This is a genomic window from Kribbella steppae, from assembly GCF_004342025.1.
Lineage (GTDB): Bacteria > Actinomycetota > Actinomycetes > Propionibacteriales > Kribbellaceae > Kribbella > Kribbella steppae.
In genome coordinates, this window is the sequence record NZ_SLWN01000003.1 from 550,317 (window position 1) to 571,442 (window position 21,126).

21 protein-coding genes are annotated in these 21,126 nt (G+C 67.9%); 14 read left to right on the forward strand and 7 right to left on the reverse strand.

Going from position 1 to position 21,126, the window contains the following annotated elements:
* Window positions 1-172 precede the first annotated feature (172 nt).
* From EV652_RS11215 to EV652_RS11230, 4 genes are all read left to right on the forward strand, one after another.
* Entirely contained in the window at window positions 173-1,489 is a 1,317-nt protein-coding gene (locus EV652_RS11215) for an ABC transporter substrate-binding protein (RefSeq protein WP_132208975.1), read from the forward strand.
* 94 nt (window positions 1,490-1,583) lie between these two features.
* The gene (locus EV652_RS11220) at window positions 1,584-2,648 is read left to right on the forward strand and encodes a carbohydrate ABC transporter permease (protein WP_242001692.1); all 1,065 of its coding nucleotides are present in this window, start codon (window positions 1,584-1,586) and stop codon (window positions 2,646-2,648) included.
* Window positions 2,645-3,523 carry a carbohydrate ABC transporter permease gene (locus EV652_RS11225; RefSeq protein WP_439649050.1) on the forward strand — a complete coding sequence of 293 codons (879 nt, stop codon included), beginning with the start codon at window positions 2,645-2,647 and terminating at the stop codon, window positions 3,521-3,523. The genes EV652_RS11220 and EV652_RS11225 overlap by 4 nt, the downstream gene beginning before the upstream one ends.
* A gap of 449 nt (window positions 3,524-3,972) precedes the next feature.
* On the forward strand, window positions 3,973-4,194 hold the full coding sequence (locus EV652_RS11230) for a hypothetical protein (protein WP_132208976.1): 222 nt from the start codon (window positions 3,973-3,975) through the stop codon (window positions 4,192-4,194).
* A 203-nt stretch (window positions 4,195-4,397) separates the two neighbouring features.
* On the opposite strand, the gene EV652_RS11235 is transcribed toward EV652_RS11230, so the two are convergent.
* Complete coding sequence (locus tag EV652_RS11235) at window positions 4,398-6,038, reverse strand: glycoside hydrolase family 13 protein (protein ID WP_132208977.1); 1,641 nt, start codon at window positions 6,036-6,038, stop codon at window positions 4,398-4,400.
* 187 nt (window positions 6,039-6,225) lie between these two features.
* Between EV652_RS11235 and sucC the strand changes: the two genes are divergently transcribed.
* Together sucC and sucD are read left to right on the forward strand one after the other, a co-directional pair.
* The gene (gene sucC, locus EV652_RS11240; RefSeq protein WP_132208978.1) at window positions 6,226-7,398 is read left to right on the forward strand and encodes an ADP-forming succinate--CoA ligase subunit beta; all 1,173 of its coding nucleotides are present in this window, start codon (window positions 6,226-6,228) and stop codon (window positions 7,396-7,398) included.
* Between the two features lie 14 nt (window positions 7,399-7,412).
* Window positions 7,413-8,303 carry a succinate--CoA ligase subunit alpha gene (gene sucD, locus EV652_RS11245; protein ID WP_132208979.1) on the forward strand — a complete coding sequence of 297 codons (891 nt, stop codon included), beginning with the start codon at window positions 7,413-7,415 and terminating at the stop codon, window positions 8,301-8,303.
* A 56-nt stretch (window positions 8,304-8,359) separates the two neighbouring features.
* Here the strand turns inward: sucD and EV652_RS11250 are convergent, their stop codons facing one another.
* A complete protein-coding gene (locus tag EV652_RS11250) occupies window positions 8,360-9,688 on the reverse strand; it encodes a hypothetical protein (RefSeq protein ID WP_132208980.1) in 1,329 nt (442 codons plus the stop codon).
* Between the two features lie 184 nt (window positions 9,689-9,872).
* On the opposite strand from EV652_RS11250, the gene EV652_RS11255 reads away from it, so the two are divergent.
* Genes EV652_RS11255 through purH form a run of 3 tightly spaced genes read left to right on the forward strand, consistent with a single transcriptional unit; the run spans window position 9,873 to window position 13,331 of the window.
* Window positions 9,873-11,132, forward strand: a complete 1,260-nt coding sequence (locus EV652_RS11255; protein ID WP_132208981.1) for a cell division protein PerM — start codon at window positions 9,873-9,875, stop codon at window positions 11,130-11,132.
* A 10-nt stretch (window positions 11,133-11,142) separates the two neighbouring features.
* A complete protein-coding gene (gene purN, locus EV652_RS11260) occupies window positions 11,143-11,775 on the forward strand; it encodes a phosphoribosylglycinamide formyltransferase (RefSeq protein WP_132208982.1) in 633 nt (210 codons plus the stop codon).
* On the forward strand, window positions 11,772-13,331 hold the full coding sequence (gene purH, locus EV652_RS11265) for a bifunctional phosphoribosylaminoimidazolecarboxamide formyltransferase/IMP cyclohydrolase (RefSeq protein ID WP_132208983.1): 1,560 nt from the start codon (window positions 11,772-11,774) through the stop codon (window positions 13,329-13,331). The genes purN and purH overlap by 4 nt, the downstream gene beginning before the upstream one ends.
* A 76-nt stretch (window positions 13,332-13,407) precedes the next feature.
* On the opposite strand, the gene EV652_RS11270 is transcribed toward purH, so the two are convergent.
* Together EV652_RS11270 and EV652_RS11275 are read right to left on the reverse strand one after the other, a co-directional pair.
* On the reverse strand, window positions 13,408-13,677 hold the full coding sequence (locus EV652_RS11270) for a DUF3017 domain-containing protein (protein WP_132208984.1): 270 nt from the start codon (window positions 13,675-13,677) through the stop codon (window positions 13,408-13,410).
* 40 nt (window positions 13,678-13,717) lie between these two features.
* Window positions 13,718-14,575 carry a bifunctional methylenetetrahydrofolate dehydrogenase/methenyltetrahydrofolate cyclohydrolase gene (locus tag EV652_RS11275; RefSeq protein WP_132208985.1) on the reverse strand — a complete coding sequence of 286 codons (858 nt, stop codon included), beginning with the start codon at window positions 14,573-14,575 and terminating at the stop codon, window positions 13,718-13,720.
* Between the two features lie 203 nt (window positions 14,576-14,778).
* Between EV652_RS11275 and EV652_RS11280 the strand changes: the two genes are divergently transcribed.
* From EV652_RS11280 to EV652_RS11290, 3 genes are all read left to right on the forward strand, one after another.
* Entirely contained in the window at window positions 14,779-15,765 is a 987-nt protein-coding gene (locus tag EV652_RS11280; protein WP_132208986.1) for a pirin family protein, read from the forward strand.
* 71 nt (window positions 15,766-15,836) lie between these two features.
* On the forward strand, window positions 15,837-16,370 hold the full coding sequence (locus EV652_RS11285; RefSeq protein ID WP_132208987.1) for an SMP-30/gluconolactonase/LRE family protein: 534 nt from the start codon (window positions 15,837-15,839) through the stop codon (window positions 16,368-16,370).
* Window positions 16,355-16,780: an SMP-30/gluconolactonase/LRE family protein gene (locus EV652_RS11290; protein ID WP_132208988.1), complete on the forward strand. Its 426-nt coding sequence runs from the start codon at window positions 16,355-16,357 to the stop codon at window positions 16,778-16,780. The genes EV652_RS11285 and EV652_RS11290 overlap by 16 nt, the downstream gene beginning before the upstream one ends.
* Before the next feature lie 2 nt (window positions 16,781-16,782).
* Here EV652_RS11290 and EV652_RS11295 read toward each other — a convergent pair whose 3' ends face one another.
* Window positions 16,783-17,094, reverse strand: coding sequence for a cupin domain-containing protein (locus EV652_RS11295; protein WP_199238116.1), 312 nt, complete (start codon window positions 17,092-17,094; stop codon window positions 16,783-16,785).
* A gap of 71 nt (window positions 17,095-17,165) precedes the next feature.
* On the opposite strand from EV652_RS11295, the gene EV652_RS11300 reads away from it, so the two are divergent.
* Entirely contained in the window at window positions 17,166-18,119 is a 954-nt protein-coding gene (locus EV652_RS11300; RefSeq protein ID WP_132208990.1) for a helix-turn-helix domain-containing protein, read from the forward strand.
* Here the strand turns inward: EV652_RS11300 and EV652_RS11305 are convergent.
* Together EV652_RS11305 and EV652_RS11310 are read right to left on the reverse strand one after the other, a co-directional pair.
* Window positions 18,086-18,721: a phosphotransferase gene (locus EV652_RS11305; protein WP_132208991.1), complete on the reverse strand. Its 636-nt coding sequence runs from the start codon at window positions 18,719-18,721 to the stop codon at window positions 18,086-18,088. The genes EV652_RS11300 and EV652_RS11305 overlap by 34 nt on opposite strands.
* Window positions 18,722-19,996: a glycoside hydrolase family 18 protein gene (locus EV652_RS11310; protein ID WP_132208992.1), complete on the reverse strand. Its 1,275-nt coding sequence runs from the start codon at window positions 19,994-19,996 to the stop codon at window positions 18,722-18,724.
* A gap of 227 nt (window positions 19,997-20,223) precedes the next feature.
* Here EV652_RS11310 and EV652_RS11315 point away from each other — a divergent pair, with 227 nt between their 5' ends.
* Window positions 20,224-20,934, forward strand: a complete 711-nt coding sequence (locus EV652_RS11315) for a transporter substrate-binding domain-containing protein (protein WP_132208993.1) — start codon at window positions 20,224-20,226, stop codon at window positions 20,932-20,934.
* Window positions 20,935-21,126 lie beyond the last annotated feature (192 nt).

The following is a 21,126-nucleotide window of genomic DNA, read 5'->3' on the forward strand; positions in this document are numbered from 1 at the left end:
AGCCATGCGGCTGTCCGTTGCAGAGGCTGTCGAGCGGCAAGGTGTGTGGCTCAGGACACATCACCCCCGTCGTCGGTTACTGTCCGGACATGCGGGATCGCAGCGCGGTGGGGGACTGTGAACCACTGACGCAGGACAAAGTGATGTCCCATCGGGAGAGGGCAGGTAAACGATGAGGTTTGAACGATCACACACACGCAAGGCGGTCGCTCTGGCCGTCGCCGGCAGCTTGGTGCTGCTCGCATCCGCGTGTGGCGGTGACGACGGGAGCGGTGACGACAGCGGCTCGACCGGGGGAGCACTGGAGGGTCGCGGCCCGATCAACTTTGCCACCGGCAAGGACACCTCCGGGAACCTGACGAACCAGGTCGCGGCGTGGAACTCCCAGCACCCGGACGAGAAGGTCACGGTGACCGAGCTGCCCGAGTCTGCGGACCAGCAGCGGGCCCAGATGATCTCGAACGCCCAGATCAAGTCCGACGCGTTCAGCGTGCTGAACCTGGACGTGGTCTGGACCGCCGAGTTCGCCGCGAACCGCTGGATCACCGAACTGCCGGAGGACCAGTTCCCGGATCTCGGCAAGTTGCTGCCGTCGACGCTCGACACGGCCAAGTACAAAGAAAAGCTGTACGCCGTCCCGGTCACGTCCGACGGTGGTCTGCTGTACTACCGCAAGGACCTGCTGGACAAGGCAGGCGTGCAGCCGCCGAAGACCTGGACGGAGATGCAGGAGGCCTGCACGAAGGTCAAGGCGCTGCCCGAGGCCAAGTCGGCCAGCTGCTACGCGGGTCAGTTCGAGAAGTACGAGGGCCTGACGGTGAACTTCTCCGAGGCCGTCAACGGTGCGGGCGGTGTCGTCGTCGGTGACGACGGCAAGCCGAACGTGGACACCCCGGAGGCGCTGGCCGGGCTGACCTTCCTGGTGGACGGCTTCAAGTCCGGGATGATTCCGAAGGCTGCCATCACCTACCAGGAGGAGCCGGGCCGCCGGGCGTTCCAGGAAGGCAACCTGATCTTCCACCGGAACTGGCCGTACGTGTACGCGCTGGCGGGCAAGACCGACGGTTCGTCGAAGATCGCCGGCAAGTTCGCGGTCGCGGCGCTGCCGGGCAAGGACGGCGCGGGTGTGTCCACGCTGGGTGGCCACAACTACGCGATCTCCGAGTTCACCAAGAACAAGGCGACCGCGGCGGACTTCATCAAGTTCATGTCCAGCGAGGAGCGGCAGAAGGCGAACATCGAGAAGACCTCGCAGGCGCCGACCTGGGCTTCGCTGTACGACGACCCCGCGCTGAACAAGCAGTTCCCGTACCTGGCTCCGCTGAAGGCCTCCATCGAGACCGCGAAGTCGCGGCCCAAGGTGGTCAAGTACGGCGATGTCACCACGGCCATCCAGGAAGCGGCGTACGGCGCTCTGACCGGTACGACGCCACCGAAGGATGCGCTGGCCGACCTGCAGACCAAGTTGAGCACGCTCATCACGCAATGACCGAAGCGGCGGGGCCGGCGCGGAGCTTCACCGCTGCGTGCCGGCCCCGGCCTGTCGCTGCCCGCCGGAAGCGGGCGGAAAGAAGGAGGCAGAGGTGAGTACATCCGCACCGGTCGCCCAGCGGCCGACGCCGGAAACAACCAAGAAGCCCAAGCGGAGCTCGTTCAACGAGGGCACCGGCCGGCTGGCCGCGCTGCTGTTGTCGCCGACCATGATCGTGCTGATCCTCGTCGTGGGACTGCCGATCCTGGCGGCGTTGCGCGAGTCGCTGTACCAGAGTGGTCAACGGATCGACGAGTCGGGCTTCGTCGTCCAGGGCTCCGAATTCGTGGGTCTCGAGAACTACACGGCGATCTTCTCCGGCGAGACCGGCGAACGATTCTGGAACGCTTTCTACAACACCACGTTCTTCACCGTCACTTGTGTGCTCCTGGAGACCACGTTGGGTGTCGCGATGGCCCTGGTGATGCACAAGGCGTTCAAGGGCCGCGGCATCGTGCGGGCCAGCATCCTGGTCCCGTGGGCGATCCCGACCGTCGTCTCCGCGCTGCTGTGGAAGTGGATCTTCCAGGCCGACGGCATCGCCAACTCGATGCTCGGCACGCAGATCCTGTGGTCCACCGAGGGCTGGCAGTCGGTGCTGTCGGTCATCATCGCCGACACCTGGAAGACCGCGCCGTTCATCGGGCTGCTGGTACTCGCGGGCCTGCAGACGATCCCGGACGAGGTCTACGAGGCCGCCAAGGTCGACGGCGCCAAGGTGTGGTCGACGTTCATCCACATCACCATGCCGTTGGTGAAGCCGGCGCTGCTGGTGGCAGTGCTGTTCCGCATCCTCGACACACTGCGGATCTTCGACCTGCCGTTCGTGCTGGTCGGCCCGAACAAGGAGTCGGTCGAGACGCTGTCGATCCTGGCGTACCTCGAAGCCAACCAGACGCGGTACGGGCCGGCGGCGGCGTACGCGACCTTGCTGTTCATCTACGTCGCTGTGGTCGCCTACGTGTTCGTCAAGCTGCTGGGTGCCGACGTGTTCGGTGACGCCATCCAGCGGAAGGCGAAGAAGAAGGGCAGCAACGGGCGAGGCCGGGGCAAGCAGCAGGACCCGGGCGCCCCAGTGGCCGGACTGACCGCCGGTGGCGGCTTAGGAGGTGAATGATGTCTGTTGCTGAGAAGGCCCCGAAGATGATCGACGTCAAGGCTGCCGAGGCGCCGTGGTACCGGCGTTGGCTGCCGCTGATCGGTGTCGCGCTGATCGTGCTCTACTGCCTGGTGCCGTTCTTCTGGATGGTGGTGTCGTCGCTGCGCCGGCCGACCGACCAGTTCGAGAACTCGATCATTCCGTCGCCGATTTCCTTCACCAACTTCGCCGACGTGTTCAAGCCCGGTACCGGGTTCCAGCGCGCTCTGCTGAACAGCCTGATCGTGGCCGGCACGGTGACGATCCTGACGCTGATCATCGGGATGGTGGCGGCCTACACCCTGGCCCGGCTGGAGTTCCGGGGCAAGAACTTCGTGCTGGCGATCATCATCGTCACCTCGATGTTCCCGGGGATCTCGCTGGTGATCCCGCTGAAGAAACTGTTCAGCGACATCGAGTGGATCAACACCTACCAGGCGATGATCGTGCCCAGCCTGTCGTTCGCACTACCACTGGCGGTGTGGCTCCTGACAGCGTTCTTCCGGCAGATGCCGCGAGAGCTCGAGCAGGCCGCGATGGTCGACGGCTGTACGCCGGCCCAGGCGTTCCGCAAGGTGATCCTCCCGCTGGCAGCACCGGGTGTGTTCACCACCGCGATCATCACCTTCATCGCGGCCTGGAACGAGTTCCTGATCGCGCTGAGCATGGTGAACAAGAAGGAGTACCAGACCGCCAACGTGGTGATCTCGCAGTTCACCGGTACGTCGGGACGTGACCAACCGTTCGGCAGCCAGATGGCCGCCGGCGTGGTCGTCACCATCCCACTGGTGATCGCGGTGCTCCTGTTCCAGCGCCGTATCGTCGCCGGCCTCACGGCAGGTGGCGTGAAGTGAGTTTGTTCCGCAACCGGGCGGATCGGACCGCCGCGACCGGGATGACCGGGCGCGGCGGGACCGCGAAGACCGGGAGCGGAGGGACCGGGAGGAACGCGATCGACGCGATCGTGAGGACCGGGACCGATGGGAACGAGAGGAACGGGACCGCCGCGACCGAGAAGCCCGCGCCCGCTTCCGCTAACAGTAGAAGGCCGGAGCCGCCCACGCGGCTCCGGCCTTTTGCTTTGTGCGCAGGCCTTTGGTGGTGGCGGTCGAGACGGTTTGAGGGTTGTCCGAGGGCACATCTAAAGTGACCCCGCCGCCGCGAGATCCTCAGCACGCTGACTGGCCTCGGGCTGCAGGTCTATCTCTATCGAGCACAGGTCGCCGGCCGTCCGATCCGTGCCGGGCGGGACGAGTGCCTGCGCGCGCTGATTCCCGCTCTGCTGGAACTCGACGTCACCAGGTTGGTGATCGAGTCGTGCAGTCAGGACCGGCGAGACAACCAGGTCATCCAGCCGATCGCGCAGAAGTTCGTCGCCGACGGCCGGTTCGCGTGGCTTCACTCGGCTCCGGCGGCCGATCCACTGCTGTGGGCTGCGGATGCCACCGCCTGGGCGTTCGGCAAGGGTGGCGATTGGCGGCGCCGGGTGAAGGATCTCGTTGCGTGCGTCGTAGATCTGACCTAGAACCTGGCCCAGACGCGCGAAACCCGGGCGACCAGTCGTCCGGCTGGCTCCCGGGTCCACTTCCTCAGGCTATTGCCCTGGCGTAGTCAGTATATCCACACATTCTGTGACCACACGATTGTGAATGCTGCGCGAACCGGGAGCCAATCGGCCTGCTGGCTCCCGGGTTCACTTCTGCGGCTATGGCCTTGGCCTGTTCGGTTCTAGAGCTCGAGCCAGGCGGTGGTGTCGGTGGGGAGTTGGCCGTCTGTGAGGGGCTGGCTGGTGAGGAGGACTTGGTTGTGGGTGGGGAGGGGGATGGGGGTGTCGCTGAGGTTGGTGAGGCAGCGGAAGTTGGGGGAGCGGGTGAAGGAGAGGACGCTGGCGGGGGTGTCTTCGTCCCAGATGAGGCGGCCTTCGCCCAGGGCCTCGGTGGAGCGGCGGATGCGGAGGGCGGCCTTGTAGAGGTTTAGGTGGCTGTCCGGGACGGATGCCTGGGCCTCGGCGGTCAGCGAGGACCAGTTGGCCGGTTGAGGTAGCCACGGCTGGCCGGCGCCAGTGCCGAAGCCGAAGGGCGGCTCGGTGCCGGACCACGGGATGGGTACTCGGCAGCCGTCGCGGCCGCGGGCAGTGTGGCCGGAGCGCTCCCAAACAGGGTCGTCCAGGACTTCCTCCGGCAGGTCCTCGACCTCGGGCAGGCCGAGCTCGTCACCTTGGTAGATGTACGCCCCACCAGGTAGCGCGAGCTCGAGCAACGCCGCCGCGCGGGCCCGGCGCCGGCCGAGCTCCAGGTCGGTCGGTACGACGCCCGCACCTTCCAACGCATCCCGCTGATCCCGGCCGTACCGCGTCCGGTGCCGGATGGTGTCGTGGTTGCTCAGCACCCACGTCGCCGGCGCACCCACGGCCCACAGGTTGTCCGTGGTGTGGTCGATGACCTCGCGCAACTCCTTCGCGTCCCAGGCACACTGCAGTACGTCGAAGTTGAACGCGGAGTGCAGTTCGTTCGGACGCACATACTGCGCCAGTCGCTCGGCCGGTGACAGCCACGCCTCGGCCACGAACACCCGCGGCCCAAGTGGGGTATCGGCGTACTCGTCGGCGATCGTCCGCCACCGCTGGTGGATGGTGTGGACTCCGGGCTGGTCGTACGTCGGGTTGCCGACGTACTTCTCCCGCGTCGGCTGCCCGTTGTGCAGCGGTACGTCGGGCAGCGCCGGATCCTTGGCCATCGAGTCGGCCACGTCGATCCGGAACCCGTCGATACCGCGGTCGAACCAGAAGCGCAGGATCGCGTCGAACTCCTCGATCACCTTCGGGTGGTCCCAGTTCCAGTCCGGCTGGGAGATGTCGAACAGGTGCAGGTACCACTGCCCGTCCTCGATCTGCTGCCAGGCGCCGCCGCCGAACGCGGCCGGCCAGTTGGTCGGCGGCAGACCGCCCGGCTTGCCGTCGCGGAACCAGAACAGGTCCCGTTCCGGAGAGCCCTTACCCGCCGCCAGGGCGGCCTTGAACCACGGGTGCTCCCAGGAGCAGTGGTTCGGGACCAGGTCGATCAGGATCCGGATCCCGAGCGTGTGCGCCTCGGCGATCAGCGCGTCGGCGTCCGCCAGGGTGCCGAAATCGGGGTTGATGCCCCGGTAGTCGGACACGTCGTACCCGCCGTCGAGGAGCGGGGACGGGTACCAGGGGCTGATCCAGATGGCGTCGATGCCGAGATCGGCGAGGTAGGGCAGCCGGGCCCGGATGCCGTTCACGTCGCCGGTGCCGTCACCATTGGCGTCGGCGAAGGAACGGGGGTACACCTGGTAGACGACGGCGCTACGCCACCAGTCGTCAGCTGGTCTGGTCGCTGCAGAGGTCATACGTCAAGCCTTTCACGGACAGGCAAGACGGCTGTGACGGTCGTCTCAGCGTGCACCCCGGCTGTTGCTGAGGACGCCGGGGTGGCTAGTCTCAGGCCGACGGAACGCGCCGGCGACCGTGCCCTCCATCGGGAACTGCCCGCCTGCCGCGGCCTACTCGAACAGGTGCGAGAGAGGGACCACAGTCGTGGACTTGATGGAATACCAGGCGAAGACTGTCTTCGCCAAGCATGGAGTGCGGACGACCGTGGGTGAGGTCGTCACCACTGCAGAAGAAGCCCGCGCGGCGGCCGAGAAGATCGGCGGCCGGGTCGTGGTGAAGGCCCAGGTGAAGACCGGCGGCCGCGGTAAGGCCGGTGGCGTGAAGCTGGCCTCCTCGCCGGACGAGGCGGAGGAGAAGGCCCGCGAGATCCTCGGTCTGGACATCAAGGGCCACATCGTCAAGACGCTGAACATCGTCCCGGCCGCGGCGATCGCGGAGGAGTACTACTTCTCCTTCCTGATCGACCGGGCGAACCGGAACTACCTGTGCATCGCGTCGGCGGCCGGCGGTATGGAGATCGAGGAGGTCGCGCACACCAACCCTGAGGCGGTGGCGAAGATCTCGATCGACCCGGCCGTCGGGGTGGACGAGGCCAAGGCCCGGGAGATCGCGCAGGCGGCGAAGTACCCGGACGAGATCCTCGACGCAGTCGCGCCTGAGATCGTCAAGCTGTACGAGGTGTTCATCAGCGAGGACGCGTCGCTGGTCGAGGTGAACCCGCTGGTCAAGCTCGAGGACGGCAACGTCGAGGCGCTGGACGGCAAGGTCACGCTGGACGAGAACGCGGACTTCCGGCACCCCGAGCACGCCGAGTTCGAGGACGCGTCCGCGGACGACCCGCTGGAGGCGGCGGCCAAGGCCAAGGGCCTGAACTACGTGAAGCTGGACGGCTCTGTCGGCATCATCGGCAACGGCGCCGGCCTGGTCATGTCCACGCTCGACGTCGTCGCGTACGCCGGTGAGGAGTTCGGCGGCGTGAAGCCGGCGAACTTCCTCGACATCGGTGGTGGCGCATCGGCGGAGGTGATGGCGAACGGCCTGGAGATCATCATCTCCGACGCCCAGGTGGAGAGCGTTTTCGTCAACGTCTTCGGCGGCATCACGGCCTGTGACGCGGTCGCGAACGGCATCGTGCAGGCGTTCGAGCTGCTGGCGAGCCGCGACGAGCACGTCACCAAGCCGCTGGTCGTCCGGCTGGACGGCAACAACGCCGAGGAGGGCCGCCGCATCCTCGACGAGGCCGGGCTGGCCGGTCTGGAGCGGGTCGACACGATGGACGGCGCCGCCAAGCGGGCCGCCGAGCTGGCTGCGAAGTAAGGGATCGCTGAACAATGTCTATCTTCCTGACCAAGGACAGCAAGGTCATCGTCCAGGGCATGACCGGCTCGGAAGGCACCAAGCACACCACCCGGATGCTTGCCTCCGGCACCAACATCGTCGGCGGCGTGAACCCGCGCAAGGCCGGCCAGAGCCAGGACTTCGACGGCAAAGCGGTACCGGTCTTCGGCACCGTGGCGGACGCGGTGAAGGAGACCGGGGCGAACGTCTCGGTCATCTTCGTGCCGCCGAAGTTCACCAAGGACGCCGTCATCGAGGCGATCGAGGCGGCGGTGCCGCTGGTCGTGGTGATCACCGAGGGCGTGCCGGTACACGACACGGCCGCGTTCTTCGCCGCCGCGCAGGCGTCCGGCATCACCCGGATCATCGGCCCGAACTGCCCCGGCATCATCACGCCGGGTGAGTCGAACGCCGGCATCATCCCGGCCGACATCGCCGGCCAGGGCCGGATCGGGCTGGTGTCGAAGTCGGGCACGCTGACGTACCAGATGATGTACGAACTGCGTGACTTCGGGTTCTCCACCGCGATCGGTATCGGTGGCGACCCGATCATCGGGACGACGCACATCGACGCGCTGCGGGCGTTCCAGGACGACCCGGACACCGACGCGATCGTGATGATCGGTGAGATCGGTGGTGACGCCGAGGAGCGGGCGGCCGCGTTCATCAAGGAGAACGTGACCAAGCCGGTCGTCGGCTATGTGGCCGGGTTCACCGCGCCGGAGGGCAAGACGATGGGTCACGCGGGTGCGATCGTGTCCGGTTCGTCCGGTACGGCGGCCGCGAAGCAGGAGGCCCTCGAGGCCGTCGGCGTGAAGGTCGGCAAGACGCCGTCCGAGACCGCCAACCTGATGCGCGAGATCATGCAGGGTCTGACCAAGTAAGCAGCAGGACGACGAGCGGCCCCGGGACATCCCCGGGGCCGTTTCGTTCGGTGAAGCTACTTGTACGTCGCCGAGCGTTCGGCGGCCCGGGTCACGGTGTCGTTGAAGGCGGTGTCGGAGATGTCCAGGCCCTTCAGCACCGGGAACAGGACGTAGACGGCCTGGGCCCCGGACGAGGCGATGCCGATCCGGTAGGTGAAGGTCTTCCCGCCACCGGTGTCGTACGACGCCCGCCAGCTCTCGCCCTTGATCAGGCGCGTCGACACCGTGCCGGTCGACTCCACCTTCGCGTTCGAGACGCTCTTCTCACAACCGTCGACGTTCTTGCGGACCTGGTCGGCGAAGGCCTTCGCGGCGGCCGGGGTGGCGAACTTCGCCACCATGTCGTCCAGGCCGAACTCGGTCGGTACCTTCGCCTCCGGTGTCACGTAGGTCAGCGTGGTGGACTTCGTCGCCTTGGCCTTCTTCAGGTCGATCTTCTCGCAGCCCGTGCCGGCGCCGGTCTTGGTGCCCCCGCTGCTCACCCACGGCTTGTCGATACCGCTCAGCACCGGCAGGTCGACCGGCGCCATGAACCCGGGCGCCTCGGTGGTCGGCAGCAGAGCGGGTTTGGCCAGCGGAGCTCCGGTGCCGCAACCGCCGGTCTGGGCGCAGATCCGCTTCAGTCCGGCCGTCGCCGCGGCCAGCACCGGCTCGGGCTTGGGCGGCGTACCGGCGATGGAGTCGTGCTCGAGCACCATGGTGGCCTGGCCGGCGACCGCGACGGCGACGGTCTTGTACTTCGTCTTGGCGCCGTACGGCTGGCCGAAGACCGCGAGTATGCCGCGCTCGCCGACGCCGGTGGTGACGTAGCTGGAGGTCAGCCGGATCTGTGGGGTGGAGCAGGCGCTCAGCCAGCCGACTATCGAGGTGTAGGCCTTGGCCGCGGCGGACTTGTCGTTCGACACCTCGACGTACTGGACCGCGGTGTCCTTGGTGGCCGAGTTCTGGAAGGTGCGGACCCAGGTGCGCTGGCCGGCCGGGTCGGCGAACCGCTGGGACTGGCAGACGAACGAGCGCTCCGGGGCGCTGCTGCCGTCGAGGGTCTTGGTGATCGCCCAGGCGCCGGTCGCGCCGAGCGGCTTGGCCGTGGTGGCGTCGAGCAGGACCTTGGCATCGGTCAGCACGTTCGTGTCGGCCGACTTGTCGTCGGCGGAGCCGGAGTTCGGACCGGACGTGTCGTCGCCGCCGAAAGCGTTCAGGGCAGCGACACCGCCGCCGCCGACCAGCACGACGACCGCGATACCTGCGGCGATCGTCTGGTTCCGTTTGCGCGCCTTCTGCCGGCGTGCCTCCCGTGCAGCGGCGCGACCGCCGCCGCGGGGTGCGCGGTGGGAACCGGCCAAAGCTCGACCTCCTGACTGATTCCACCCGACAGTACCCGGTGGTCCCTGGTCGTCCCCACTCAGCCGGATTGCGGACACCAGCAGGTGCCCATCCGCCAACTGAGCGTGAACAAGCGGGGGAAGTCTTCCATATCCGGCGTGTCAGAACGAGTGGTCCCCCGGCGCGGGAGACCATGGGAGCCAGATGACCGACATGCTGAGCCGTCCGGGCGCCCGTGATGGCGGACCACACCAGGCGCCCGGACCTACACCGTCCGAGGTCGCCGCCCCGACCAAGCCGGTGGTCCTGTCGGCAGTGATCTCCGCCGGGGCGTGCCTGCTCACCGGTCTGCTCACCTGCGCCGCGGTCGCCGTGATCGGCTGGCTGGCTGCCACCTTCGGCGGCGCCTCCGGAGCGATCCGCGCGGGTGCCTCGGTCTGGCTGGTCGCCCACAAGGCCGGTGTGACACTCGGCAGTGGTGCAATCACGATCGCGCCGCTCGGACTCACGCTGTTCCTCGGCTGGTGCCTGTACCGCGGCGGCAAGTCCGCTGCCCGCAGCAGCGGGGCGGACCGCACCAAGGACCTCATTGTGCTGTCCGGCACGTTCGCCCTCGTCTATGGCCTGGGCGCCCTGATCATCGCCCTGCTCACGGCCGACGGCTCGCTGCGGGTGTCCCCGCTGTCCGCCTTCTTCGGTGCTGCCTCACTGGCCCTGGTCGCAGGGACCATCGGCGCACTGGTCGAGTCCGGGGCGGCCCAGGACATCGCTGACGCGACTCCCACCGGCCTGCGCGACGCCGTGCCGGCTGCGGCTGCCGCCGTACTGACGGTGATCGCCATCGCTTCACTGCTGTACGGCGTACTCCTGGCGATCCATTTCTCCCGCGTCACCGCGATGCTGGAGCTCCTGGACGCCGGTGTGGTCGGCTCGGTGGTGCTGTTCGCGATCTGCCTGACGCTGGTCCCGAACATGGTCCTGTACGTCGTCTCGTTCCTCGCCGGGCCTGGATTCCAGCTGGGAGTGGGTACGACGATCGCACCGACCGGTGTGGACGTGGGTAACTTGCCGGCGCTTCCGCTGCTGGCCGCCGTACCGGCTGATGGGGCGACACCGTCGTATCTGCTCGTGCTGACCGCTGTGGTGCCGCTGGTCGCCGGTGTGGTCGCTGGACTCGTAGTAGCCCGGCGTGGGCTGGCCGACGAGGACTCCGAGGCGCTGGGGTGGGATGCGTTCGCGCTGCGGGGCGGTATGGCCGCTCTGGTCGCCGGAGTGATGCTCTACGTGCTCATGGCGTTGTCAGGCGGTTCTGCCGGGTCCGGGCGGATGTCGGCCGTGGGGATCCCGGCCGCGCTGCCGGCAGCCGGCGTACTGGCTGCCGGGATGGCCATCGGCGCCTCGATCACGGCCGCGGTGATCGCCTCCCGCCGACCGGCTGACGGCGAGGCGGACGCCGGGCGATAAGCTTCGGCGCGTGACAGACCCGGTTGCGCCCACCCCCGAACCTGCGCGACTCGTCGTGCTCATCTCGGGATCGGGATCGAACCTGCAGGCCCTGCTGGACGCCTGCGCCGACCCGGCGTACGGCGCTCAGGTCGTCGCCGTCGGTGCCGACCGCGAGGGTGTCGCCGGGCTGGACCGGGCCGCCGACGCCGGGGTGCCGAGTTTCGTGCACAAGGTCAAGGACTACGCCGAGCGGACCGACTGGGACCGCGCGCTGACCGCGTCGGTGTCGGAGTACAAGCCGGATCTGGTCGTTTCGGCTGGCTTCCTGAAGCTGGTCGGGGATGACTTCCTGGCCGCGTTCGGCGACCGGTACATCAACACGCACAACGCGCTGCTGCCGTCCTTTCCCGGGATCCACGGGCCGCGGGACGCGCTCGAGTACGGCGTGAAGGTGGCCGGCGCGACCCTGTTCTTCGTCGACGGTGGGGTCGACACCGGGCCGATCATCGCGCAGGTCGTCGTACCCGTGGAGGACGACGACACCGAAGAAACCCTGACCGAACGGATCAAGGAGGTCGAACGCCGCCAGCTGGTGGAGTGGGTCGGCCGGCTGGTCCGCAACGGTTGGACCATCACCGGACGAAAGGTTCGACTGAAGTGAGCACCGACCGCAGGCCGATTCGCCGGGCGCTGATCAGCGTCTACGACAAGACCGGTCTGGAGGAGCTCGCGAAGGCACTCTCCGAGGCCGGCGTACAGCTGGTGTCGACCGGCTCCACCGCGGCCCGGATCGCGGCGGCCGGCGTACCGGTGACGAAGGTCGAGGAGCTGACCGGGTTCCCCGAGTGCCTGGACGGCCGGGTCAAGACGCTGCACCCGATGGTGCACGCGGGACTGCTCGCCGACGTCCGCAAGACCGACCACGTCGAGCAGTTGGCCGAGATGCGGGTGGAGCCGTTCGACCTGCTGGTGAGCAACCTCTACCCGTTCACCGAGACCGTCGCGTCCGGCGCGTCGGTAGACGAGTGCATCGAGCAGATCGACATCGGCGGGCCGTCGATGGTCCGCGGCGCCGCCAAGAACCACGCCAACGTCGCGGTCGTGGTCTCGCCGTCGCGCTACCCGGAGATCGTCGCCGCGCTGGCGTCCGGTGGGTTCAGCCTGGAGGAGCGGCAGCGACTGGCCGTGGACGCCTTCGTGCACACGGCGTCGTACGACGTTGCCGTCGCCTCCTGGATGGGCAGCGTGCTGACCGACACGTCGGAGGGTTCCGGCTTCCCGGCGTGGGTCGGAGCGACCTGGGACAAGTCCGCCGTGCTCCGGTACGGCGAGAACCCGCACCAGCCGGCCGCGCTCTACAGCAACGGTCGGGGCGGGCTCGCGGCTGCGGAGCAGCTGCACGGCAAGGAGATGTCGTACAACAACTACGTCGACGCCGACGCTGCCCGTCGTACGGCGTACGACTTCACCGAGCCGGCGGTCGCCATCATCAAGCACGCGAACCCGTGTGGCATCGCGGTCGGCAAGGACATCGCCGAGGCGCACCGCCGCGCCCACGAGTGCGACCCGGTGTCGGCGTACGGCGGTGTGATCGCGACGAACGCACCGGTGTCGGTGGACATGGCCAAGCAGGTCGCGGAGATCTTCACCGAGGTCCTGGTCGCACCGGCCTTCGGCGACGGTGCCGTCGAGATTCTGCAAGGAAAGAAGAACATCCGGCTGTTGGTCGCACCCGCTCTGTCTGATGCGGAGAAGGTCGAGATGCGGGCGGTGAGCGGTGGTCTGCTCCTGCAGCACACCGACCGCTTCCAGGCCCCGGGCGACGACCCGTCGGCGTGGCAGCTCGCGGCCGGATCTCCTGCATCACCTGAGGTGCTCGCGGATCTGGCGTTCGCGTGGAAGGCGTGCCGAGCGGTCAAGTCGAACGCGATCCTCCTCGCCGCGGACGGCGCCTCGGTCGGCGTCGGCATGGGCCAGGTCAACCGCGTCGACTCCTGCCGCCTCGCCGTCTCCCGAGCGGGCGAGCGGGCCGTAGGTTCGGTTGCCGCGTCGGACGCGTTCTTCCCGTTCCCAGACGGTCTCGAGGTCCTGATCGAAGGCGGCGTCAAGGCGGTCGTCCAGCCCGGCGGCTCAATCCGCGACGAGGCTGCTATCGAAGCCGCCGAAAAAGCCGGCATCACCATGTACTTCACCGGCACGCGCCACTTCTTCCACTGAGGCAGTCCTCGACGGCGGTGCGCATGAGCGCCGTACCGATGCCACTCCGCACGCGTGGGACGGATCTACCCAGCTGTTAGTTGGGGACGATGAGGGCGAGGGTGCCGATGGCTAGGCCTACGCCTAGGAGGAGGGCGGTGTCGAACATGCGGCCTCGGACGTGGAGGAGGCCCGCGGCGGAGTCGCTGAGGGATACGCGGAGTAGGCCGGCGAGGAGGACTGCTCCTGCGAAGACCAGTACGCCGTTGCGCCAGTTGTAGAAGGTGAGCAGGACCAAGCCGGTCGCGGCGACCAGGAGCGACAGGGCCAGAGGCCACTCACTCCGACGCTGAGCCTCGCCTGCCATCAGCACGTCACGCCCGCTTCGCGCGGAGCCGCCGCGTCAGTCACCGCGCGACGCTCGCTTCGGCGGCCTCGACGACATTGGTGAGGAGCATGGCTCGGGTCATCGGGCCGATGCCGCCGGGCATGGGGGCGATCCAGGCGGCCTTCTCGCGGGCGGCGGGCTCGATGTCGCCGACGATCTTGCCTTCGGCGTTGCGGCTGGTGCCGACATCGAGGAGTACGGCGCCGGGCTTGACCATGTCCGCGGTGATCAGCCCGGCGGACCCGGCTGCTGCGATCACGATGTCGCCGGTGCGGACCACACCGGCGAGGTCGGTCGTGCCGGTGTGGCACTGGGTCACGGTGGCGTTCTCGGAACGACGGGTGAACAGCAGCCCCATCGGACGACCCGCGGTCACGCCCCGGCCGACGACGACCACGTGGGCTCCGGCGATCGGTACGTCGTACCGGCGGAGGAGCTCGACGCAACCCTTCGGGGTGCACGGGAGCGGGCCGTCCTGGCCGAGGACGAGCTTGCCGAGGCTGACCGGGTGCAGGCCGTCGGCGTCCTTGATCGGGTTGATCAGGCCGAGGATCACGTTCGTGTCGACGTGCTTGGGCAGGGGGAGCTGGACGATGAAACCGGTGCAGTCCGGGTTCTCGTTGAGCTCGACGACCTTCGTGGCGATCTCGTCCTGGGTCGCCTCGGCCGGCAGCTCGACCTGGAGGGACGCGATGCCGACCGCGGCGCAGTCGCGGTGCTTGCCGGCCACGTACGCCCGGCTGCCCGGGTCGTCCCCGACCAGGATGGTGCCGAGCCCGGGAACCACGCCCTGCTCAGCCAGTTTCGCGACCCGGACCTTCAGCTCGTCCTTGATCGCCGCCGCCGTCGCCTTACCGTCCAGAATCTGCGCCGTCACGACGTAGGAGTCTGCCATGCACCGACGAGGCCCGAACCGCCAGGCCATCACAATCACCAGTCGGCCGGGCAGCCACGCGGGGCGCCCGGCTGAACTGTCCAGTTGTGATGGCCTCGGCGTCCGCCCCGCTGGGAATGCCCGACACCTTGCCACGGTTGAGCGAGATAGTTTATTGTTGAACTAACCGGAACGAGGAGACCACCATGCCCGCCGTGACCGTCAGCGACATCACCGTGTTGCCCCGCGTCCATCAGCCGGATCCGGCCGTCGCCAACGAGCGCGCGGTCCGGTCGGTGACGTCGGCCCCGAGCGGCTACGAGGGCGAGGGATTCCCGGTACGGCGTGCGTTCGCCGGAGTCGACCTGCGGGACCTCGACCCGTTCATCCACATGGACCAGATGGGTGAGGTCGAGTACGCGCCGGGCGAGCCGAAGGGCACCCCGTGGCACCCGCACCGCGGCTTCGAGACCGTCACGTACATGCTCGACGGGATCATGGAGCACCAGGACTCCAACGGCGGTGGCGGCGTCATCTCCAACGGCGATACCCAGTGGATGACAGCCGGTAGTGGACTCCTTCACATCGAGACCCCGCCGGAGCACCTGGTGCTGAGCGGCGGCCTGTTCCACGGCATCCAGCTCTGGGTGAACCTGCCGAAGGCGCAGAAGTGGTCCCCGCCGCGCTACCAGGACATCCGCGGCGGCGACTCGGCTCTGCTGTCCACCGAGGACGGGGGTGCGCTGATCCGGGTGATCGCCGGCTCGGTCGACGGCCATGACGGCCCCGGCTCGACCCACACACCGATCACGCTGGTGCACGCGACGGTCAGCCCGGGCGCCGAGATGGTGCTGCCGTGGCAGCCGGACTACAACGCGCTCGTCTACGTGCTGGCGGGTCAGGGCACGGTCGGCGCCGAGCACCGCCCGATCCGCAAGGGCCAGCTCGCCGTCTTCGGCCCGGGCGACACGATCCGTACGGCGGCCGGTACGACGCAGCCGCAGGCCGAACCGAACCTCGACATCCTCGTCCTCGGCGGCCGCCCGATCCGGGAGCCGGTCGCGATGGCCGGCCCGTTCGTGATGAACACCCGCGCCGAGGTGATCCAGGCCTTCGAGGACTTCCAGGCCGGCAAGCTCGGCAGCATCCCCGCGGTGCACGGTGCGCCGACGGAGTTGCGCAGTACCGACTGAGCCATGGACAACCTGAAGCCCCGGTTCTACCTTCGCAGCAAGGGGAAACGGGGATTTTCAGGGGGTTCATCATGTCGCGTTTCCGGAAACTTGCGCTGATCGTGTCCACGGTGGCACTGACCGTGGCCGCGGCCGCGCCGTTCCCGGCCTCGATCCCGGTGCCGGTCGACTTCGCACCGGAAGGGATCGCGACCGGGCCGAAGAGCACGTTCTACGCCGGCTCACTCATCAGCGGGGACATCTACCGCGGCAGCCTGCGCACCGGCGAGGGGGCGATCTTCGTCGACGCTCCGCCGGGACGGCAGGCTGCCGGGATGAAGGTCGAACGGTCCAACCATCGGCTGTGGGTCGCGGGCGGCTTGAACGCGAAGGCCTACGTGTACAGCACCCGCGACGGTTCGACGGTTGCGGACCTGACGCTCACCGCCACGCCCGGTACGTTGATCAACGACGTCGTGGTGACCAACGACGCCGCCTACTTCACCGACAGCTTCCACCGGCGCTGTACAAGGTTCCGATCGGACCGGGTGGCGCGATCGGAGCACCGCAGACCATCTCGCTCAGCGGCCCGGCGGCGGCGATCATCGGGGTGCTCCCCAACCTGAACGGCATTGACGCCACTCCGGACGGTAAGACGCTGATCGTCGGACACTCGCCACTTGGCGCCGTGTTCCTCGTCGACCCGCTGACCGGCGTCAGCAGCGCCATCGAGGTGACAGGCGGAACGATCACGCCCGGGACCCCCGACGGCATCCTGCTTGACGGCAAGACGCTGTGGGTGGTGGAGAACTTCTCCGAGCGCCTGGTCAAGATCGAGCTCAGCCCCGATCTGACCAGCGGGGTCATCGCCGCGGTCGTCACCAGCGAGCTGTTCCGGGTGCCGGCCACGGCCGCCGAGGACGGCAACCGGCTCGCGCTGGTCAACGCCCGCTTCGACCTCGGTCTGCCGCCGCCGTTCGGCCCCGGTGCGCCGCCCGGCACCGACTTCGACGTGGTCCAGATCAAGAAACCCTGACGTCAGCCTTCGGGGTAGAAGAGGAACAGGGTGCAGCCCTGGGTTGTCTGCGGTACGTGTGAGGACCCGGCCGGGCAGTGGATGAAGGATCCGGCCGGGTAGTCGCGGGTTCCGTCGTTGAAGACTCCGTCGACGACGTACACCTCCTCCGGGCCGGGCTCGTGCACGTCGATGCCCTCCCAGATCGAGCCGGGGGCCATCTCGAGGACGTGTGCACTGGCGACCGGGCCGGACCACAGCGAGCGCAATCTGATGCCGGGGAAGAGGTCACGGACGGGTGCGGTGTCGGCCGAGGCCGATTCGAACGTCTGCATACCCACCAGCATCAGTTGTCCACAGGCTTTCCCACAGTGTCTGGATAGTCGTGGTCAGGTACTTTTGTGCCATGCAGACGCATCGCGTCGTCGCGTTGGTGACCGGGACGCAGGCGAGTTTCGAGCTCGGCTGTGCGGCGGCGGTGTTCCGCGCCGACCGGTACCGGTTCAGCGTGTGCACCGAGCAGCCAGGCCAGATTCGGACCACCGAGGGCTTCTCGATGCTCGTGAGGTCCGGGCTGCGGGCACTCGATCGCGCCGACACGATCGTCGTACCGGGGTGGCTGCCGATCGACCGGGAGCCGTCGGAGGCTGTCGTGCGGGCTCTGCACCGGGCGCATCGTCGGGGAGCGCGGCTGGTGAGCATCTGCTCGGGTGCGGTCGCGCTGGCCGCGACCGGGTTGCTGGACGGCCGCCGGGCGACGACACACTGGCGGTACGCCGACGAGCTGCAACGCCGGTTCCCCGCCGTACTGGTGGATCCGGACGTGCTCTACATCGACCACGGTGACGTCGCGACGAGCGCGGGCTCGGGCACCGGGATCGACCTGTGCCTGCAGTTGGTCCGCAACGATCACGGTGCCGCGTACGCCGCTCAGATCGCCCGGCGGATGGTGATGCCGCCGCACCGGGAAGGCGGTCAGGTCCAGTACCGGGTCGACGAATCCCCACCGACCGAATCCCTCGGCACCTTGCTCGACTGGGCGACCCAGCACCTCGCCGAGCCGATCACCCTCGACGACCTGGCCGCCCGTATCAACGTCTCACCGCGGACCCTCGCCCGCCGCTTCGCCGACCAACTCGGCATGGCTCCCGGCCAGTGGTTGCTCGCCCAGCGGATCGCCAGAACCCGTGTCCTGCTGGAAGACACCGACCTGCCGGTCGAGACGATCGCCACCCGCGTCGGGTTGTCCTCGGCAACCAACCTCCGCCGCCGCTTCCAGACTGCCCTGCGTACGACGCCGAGCGCCTACCGCAGGGCGTTCCGGGCTCAGATGTCGCCGGAGTTGTCCAGGTCGATGTAGTAGGCGATGCGCGGGTCGTCCGGGTCGCCGCCGTACGCCTCGACGAAACGCCGGGCTGCGGGCGGTCCGCCGTACTGGGGATTGAGGTTGCCTGACAGGCTCTTGAACATGAGCGCGAGGTCGACGTAGCGGTCGCCCATGCCCAGTCCACTGAGGTCCAGGACGCCGGTGAAGCGGAGGTTGTCCGGGTCGACGAACACGTTGGGAGCGCAGTAATCGCCGTGCGTCACGACGTCGGCTTCGCCGGGGAAAGGAGATGGGAACGGACTGTTCGGCAGCGAGTGTAGGGCGCGCAGGCCGTCGGCCATCGCTGCGAGTACGGCGGGTCGTTCGGCGGCCGGCCAGGGTTGGGAGGCGTCGCGGCCGCGCAGTTCCGTGGTCAGCAGCCAATTGTTGCCGCGGTCAACGATACGCGGGCACGGGAACCCGGTCGCGCCGAGCCAGTCGAGCCGGTCCGCCTCGTCGTCGACGCCCGGGCCGGCCTTGTAGAACAGGTGTTCCGAGCGGCGCCGGAGCCGGACCACGGTCGCCGCGGAGTTACCAAGATGGATCGGCTCGGCACTACCAGCGCCGAACCGATCCACCAGAGCATTCAGATCCACTCAGCGAAGATTACGGTGCAACGCCGAGATCAGCTCCCCATTTTGGGTGTCGCCGTCGAGCGACCAGATCATCGCGCCGCCGAGGTTGCGCTGCGAGATGTACTGCGCCTTGCGCTTCATCTCGACCGGGTCGTCCCAGGTCCAGAACGTCGTACCGTCGAACAACCAGGCGAATCCGGCCGTCTCGTCGCGGTGGACGGTGAAGCCGGAGAGCTTCGCCTTGAGCAGGCGGTAGTCCTCGTAGCCGGCCTCGTACGTCGCCGGCGCCGGGCCGGTGGCCGGTTGGAACAGGCCGTTGTTCTGGTTCGTCACGCCGGTCCAGCCGCGGGAGTAGAACGGCACACCCATGACGAGTTTGTCCCGTGGCGCGCCACGGGACAGATAGGCATCGATCGTCACCTGCGAGCTGAACTCGGCCGCCGACGGATCACCGGCCGGGCCGTCGATCGCCGACTGCTGGTTGGTGATCGAGTCCCACGAGCCGTGGTAGTCGTAGCCTTGCGTCGTACCGAAGGTCAGTTCCTTGAACACCTTCGGGACCTCGAACCCGTTGTCGACCTGCACCGGATTGGCCGGCAGGAACGCGGTCAGGTTGTAGCGGCCCTTGAACGGCCAGGACAGCTTGTCGAGCTGCTTGCGGTACTCGCGGACCAGCGCGGTGAAGTTCTGCTTGTCCTCCGGCCGGATCACGTTCCCCGGAGCGCCTTCGCTGCCAGGCCATTCCCAGTCCAGGTCGATCCCGTCGAAGACACCCTTCGCCGCGCCGGCCGGTAGACCGGGCACGTTCCCCTTCAGCCACAGGTCCAGGCAGGACTTCACGTGCGCGGCCCGCGACGCCGGCGTGAGGGCCGCGTCGGAGAAGTACTTCGAGCCGGTCCACCCACCCAGCGAGATGCTGATCCGCAGCTTGGGGAACTTCTGCTTCAGCTGCTTGAGCTGATTGAGGTTGCCGTTCAGCGCCTGCCCCGGCGCGTCGGCCGTGCCGCTGACGCTCTGCTCGGCGGTGAACGGCCGCTGGTAGTCGGCCCACGGATCGCTGCTCACGCAGGTGCCGTGCTCGTCGAGGAACCCGAACGCGTAGTTCAGGTGGGTCAGCCGCGCGGCCGACCCGTTCTTCACCAGATCACTGACCAGGAAGTTCCGGTCGTACCCACTCCAGTTGGTGTAGTACCCCACCACTCGCTTGCTGCTGCTGTGCGCTTCGGCCGGTACGGCGGTAAGGCCCGCCATCACCGTCGCAGCCGCTACAAGCAGCCCCACACTCCGACGCTTCATCTGACTCCCATTCGGGCGGTCGAGGGGACAACTGGCGCCGACTCTAGAGCTCTTCCGATCACTTACGCAACGACTCTACCGAAAGACCATCAGGAAAGTTTCCTACCTATTGTCTGTTGCCGATGGTACTCAAGCTGGAACTCATCGCCGCCGGCCAGGCCGTGGCGATCGCGCCGTCGATCCTCGGCAGCGGAACGTTGCTGGTGCCGCGACTGTAGGGTCGCGGCATGACGAGTGTTCGTGAGGATCTGGCGCCGTCGGGCGTCCTGCGGGCGTCCATCAACCTGGGCAATCCGGTGCTCGCCCAAGGTACGCCGGAGGAGCCGGCCGGGGTCACCGTCGACATCGCGCGGGAGATCGCCCGGCGGCTCGAGCTGCCGCTGGAACTGGTCTGTTTCGACGCGGCCCGCAAGTCCTTCGAGGCGCTGACGACCGGGCACGCGGACATCTGCTTCCTCGCGATCGAACCCGCTCGTGCAGGCGAGGTCGCGTTCACCGCGCCGTACGTGATCATCGAAGGTGTCTTCGCCGTACGACGGGAATCCGACCTGGCCGGGGTCGCCGACGTCGATCGGGCTGGTGTCCGGGTCGGGGTGAAGCGTGGGTCGGCGTACGACCTGTATCTGACCCGGACGCTGCAGCACGCGACCATCGTCCGGGGTGACGAAGGGGTGGACGTCTTCCTGGCCGAAGGCCTGGAGGCTGCCGCCGGGATCCGTCAGCCGATCACCCAGTTCGTTGCCGAGAACCCCGAGTTCCGGGTGATCGACGAACGCTTCATGGAGATCCGCCAGGCCGTCGGCACCACCAAGAACCGCCACCCCGACACTGTCGCCTACCTGCACACCTGCGTCGAGGACCTCAAATCCACCGGCTTCATCGCCGACTCCCTCCTCCGCTCTCACCAGCCCGACGCGGCCGTCGCCCCTCCGGCCTGACCTCAGACGCTCCGCACCGCTGAGCGACCCAAGCGACCGACCGGCCGGCCCGACCTCGTCGGGGGCTGCGATAGGAACTGGTGGCCTTGAACAGGAAATGACCTGTCCAAGCCCTCGGGTTCCTGTTCAAGCCCCAGGGGCGGATCAGCTCGGCGGGCACGTCGGCGGAGACGGCGTGGCGGTGCTGCCGGC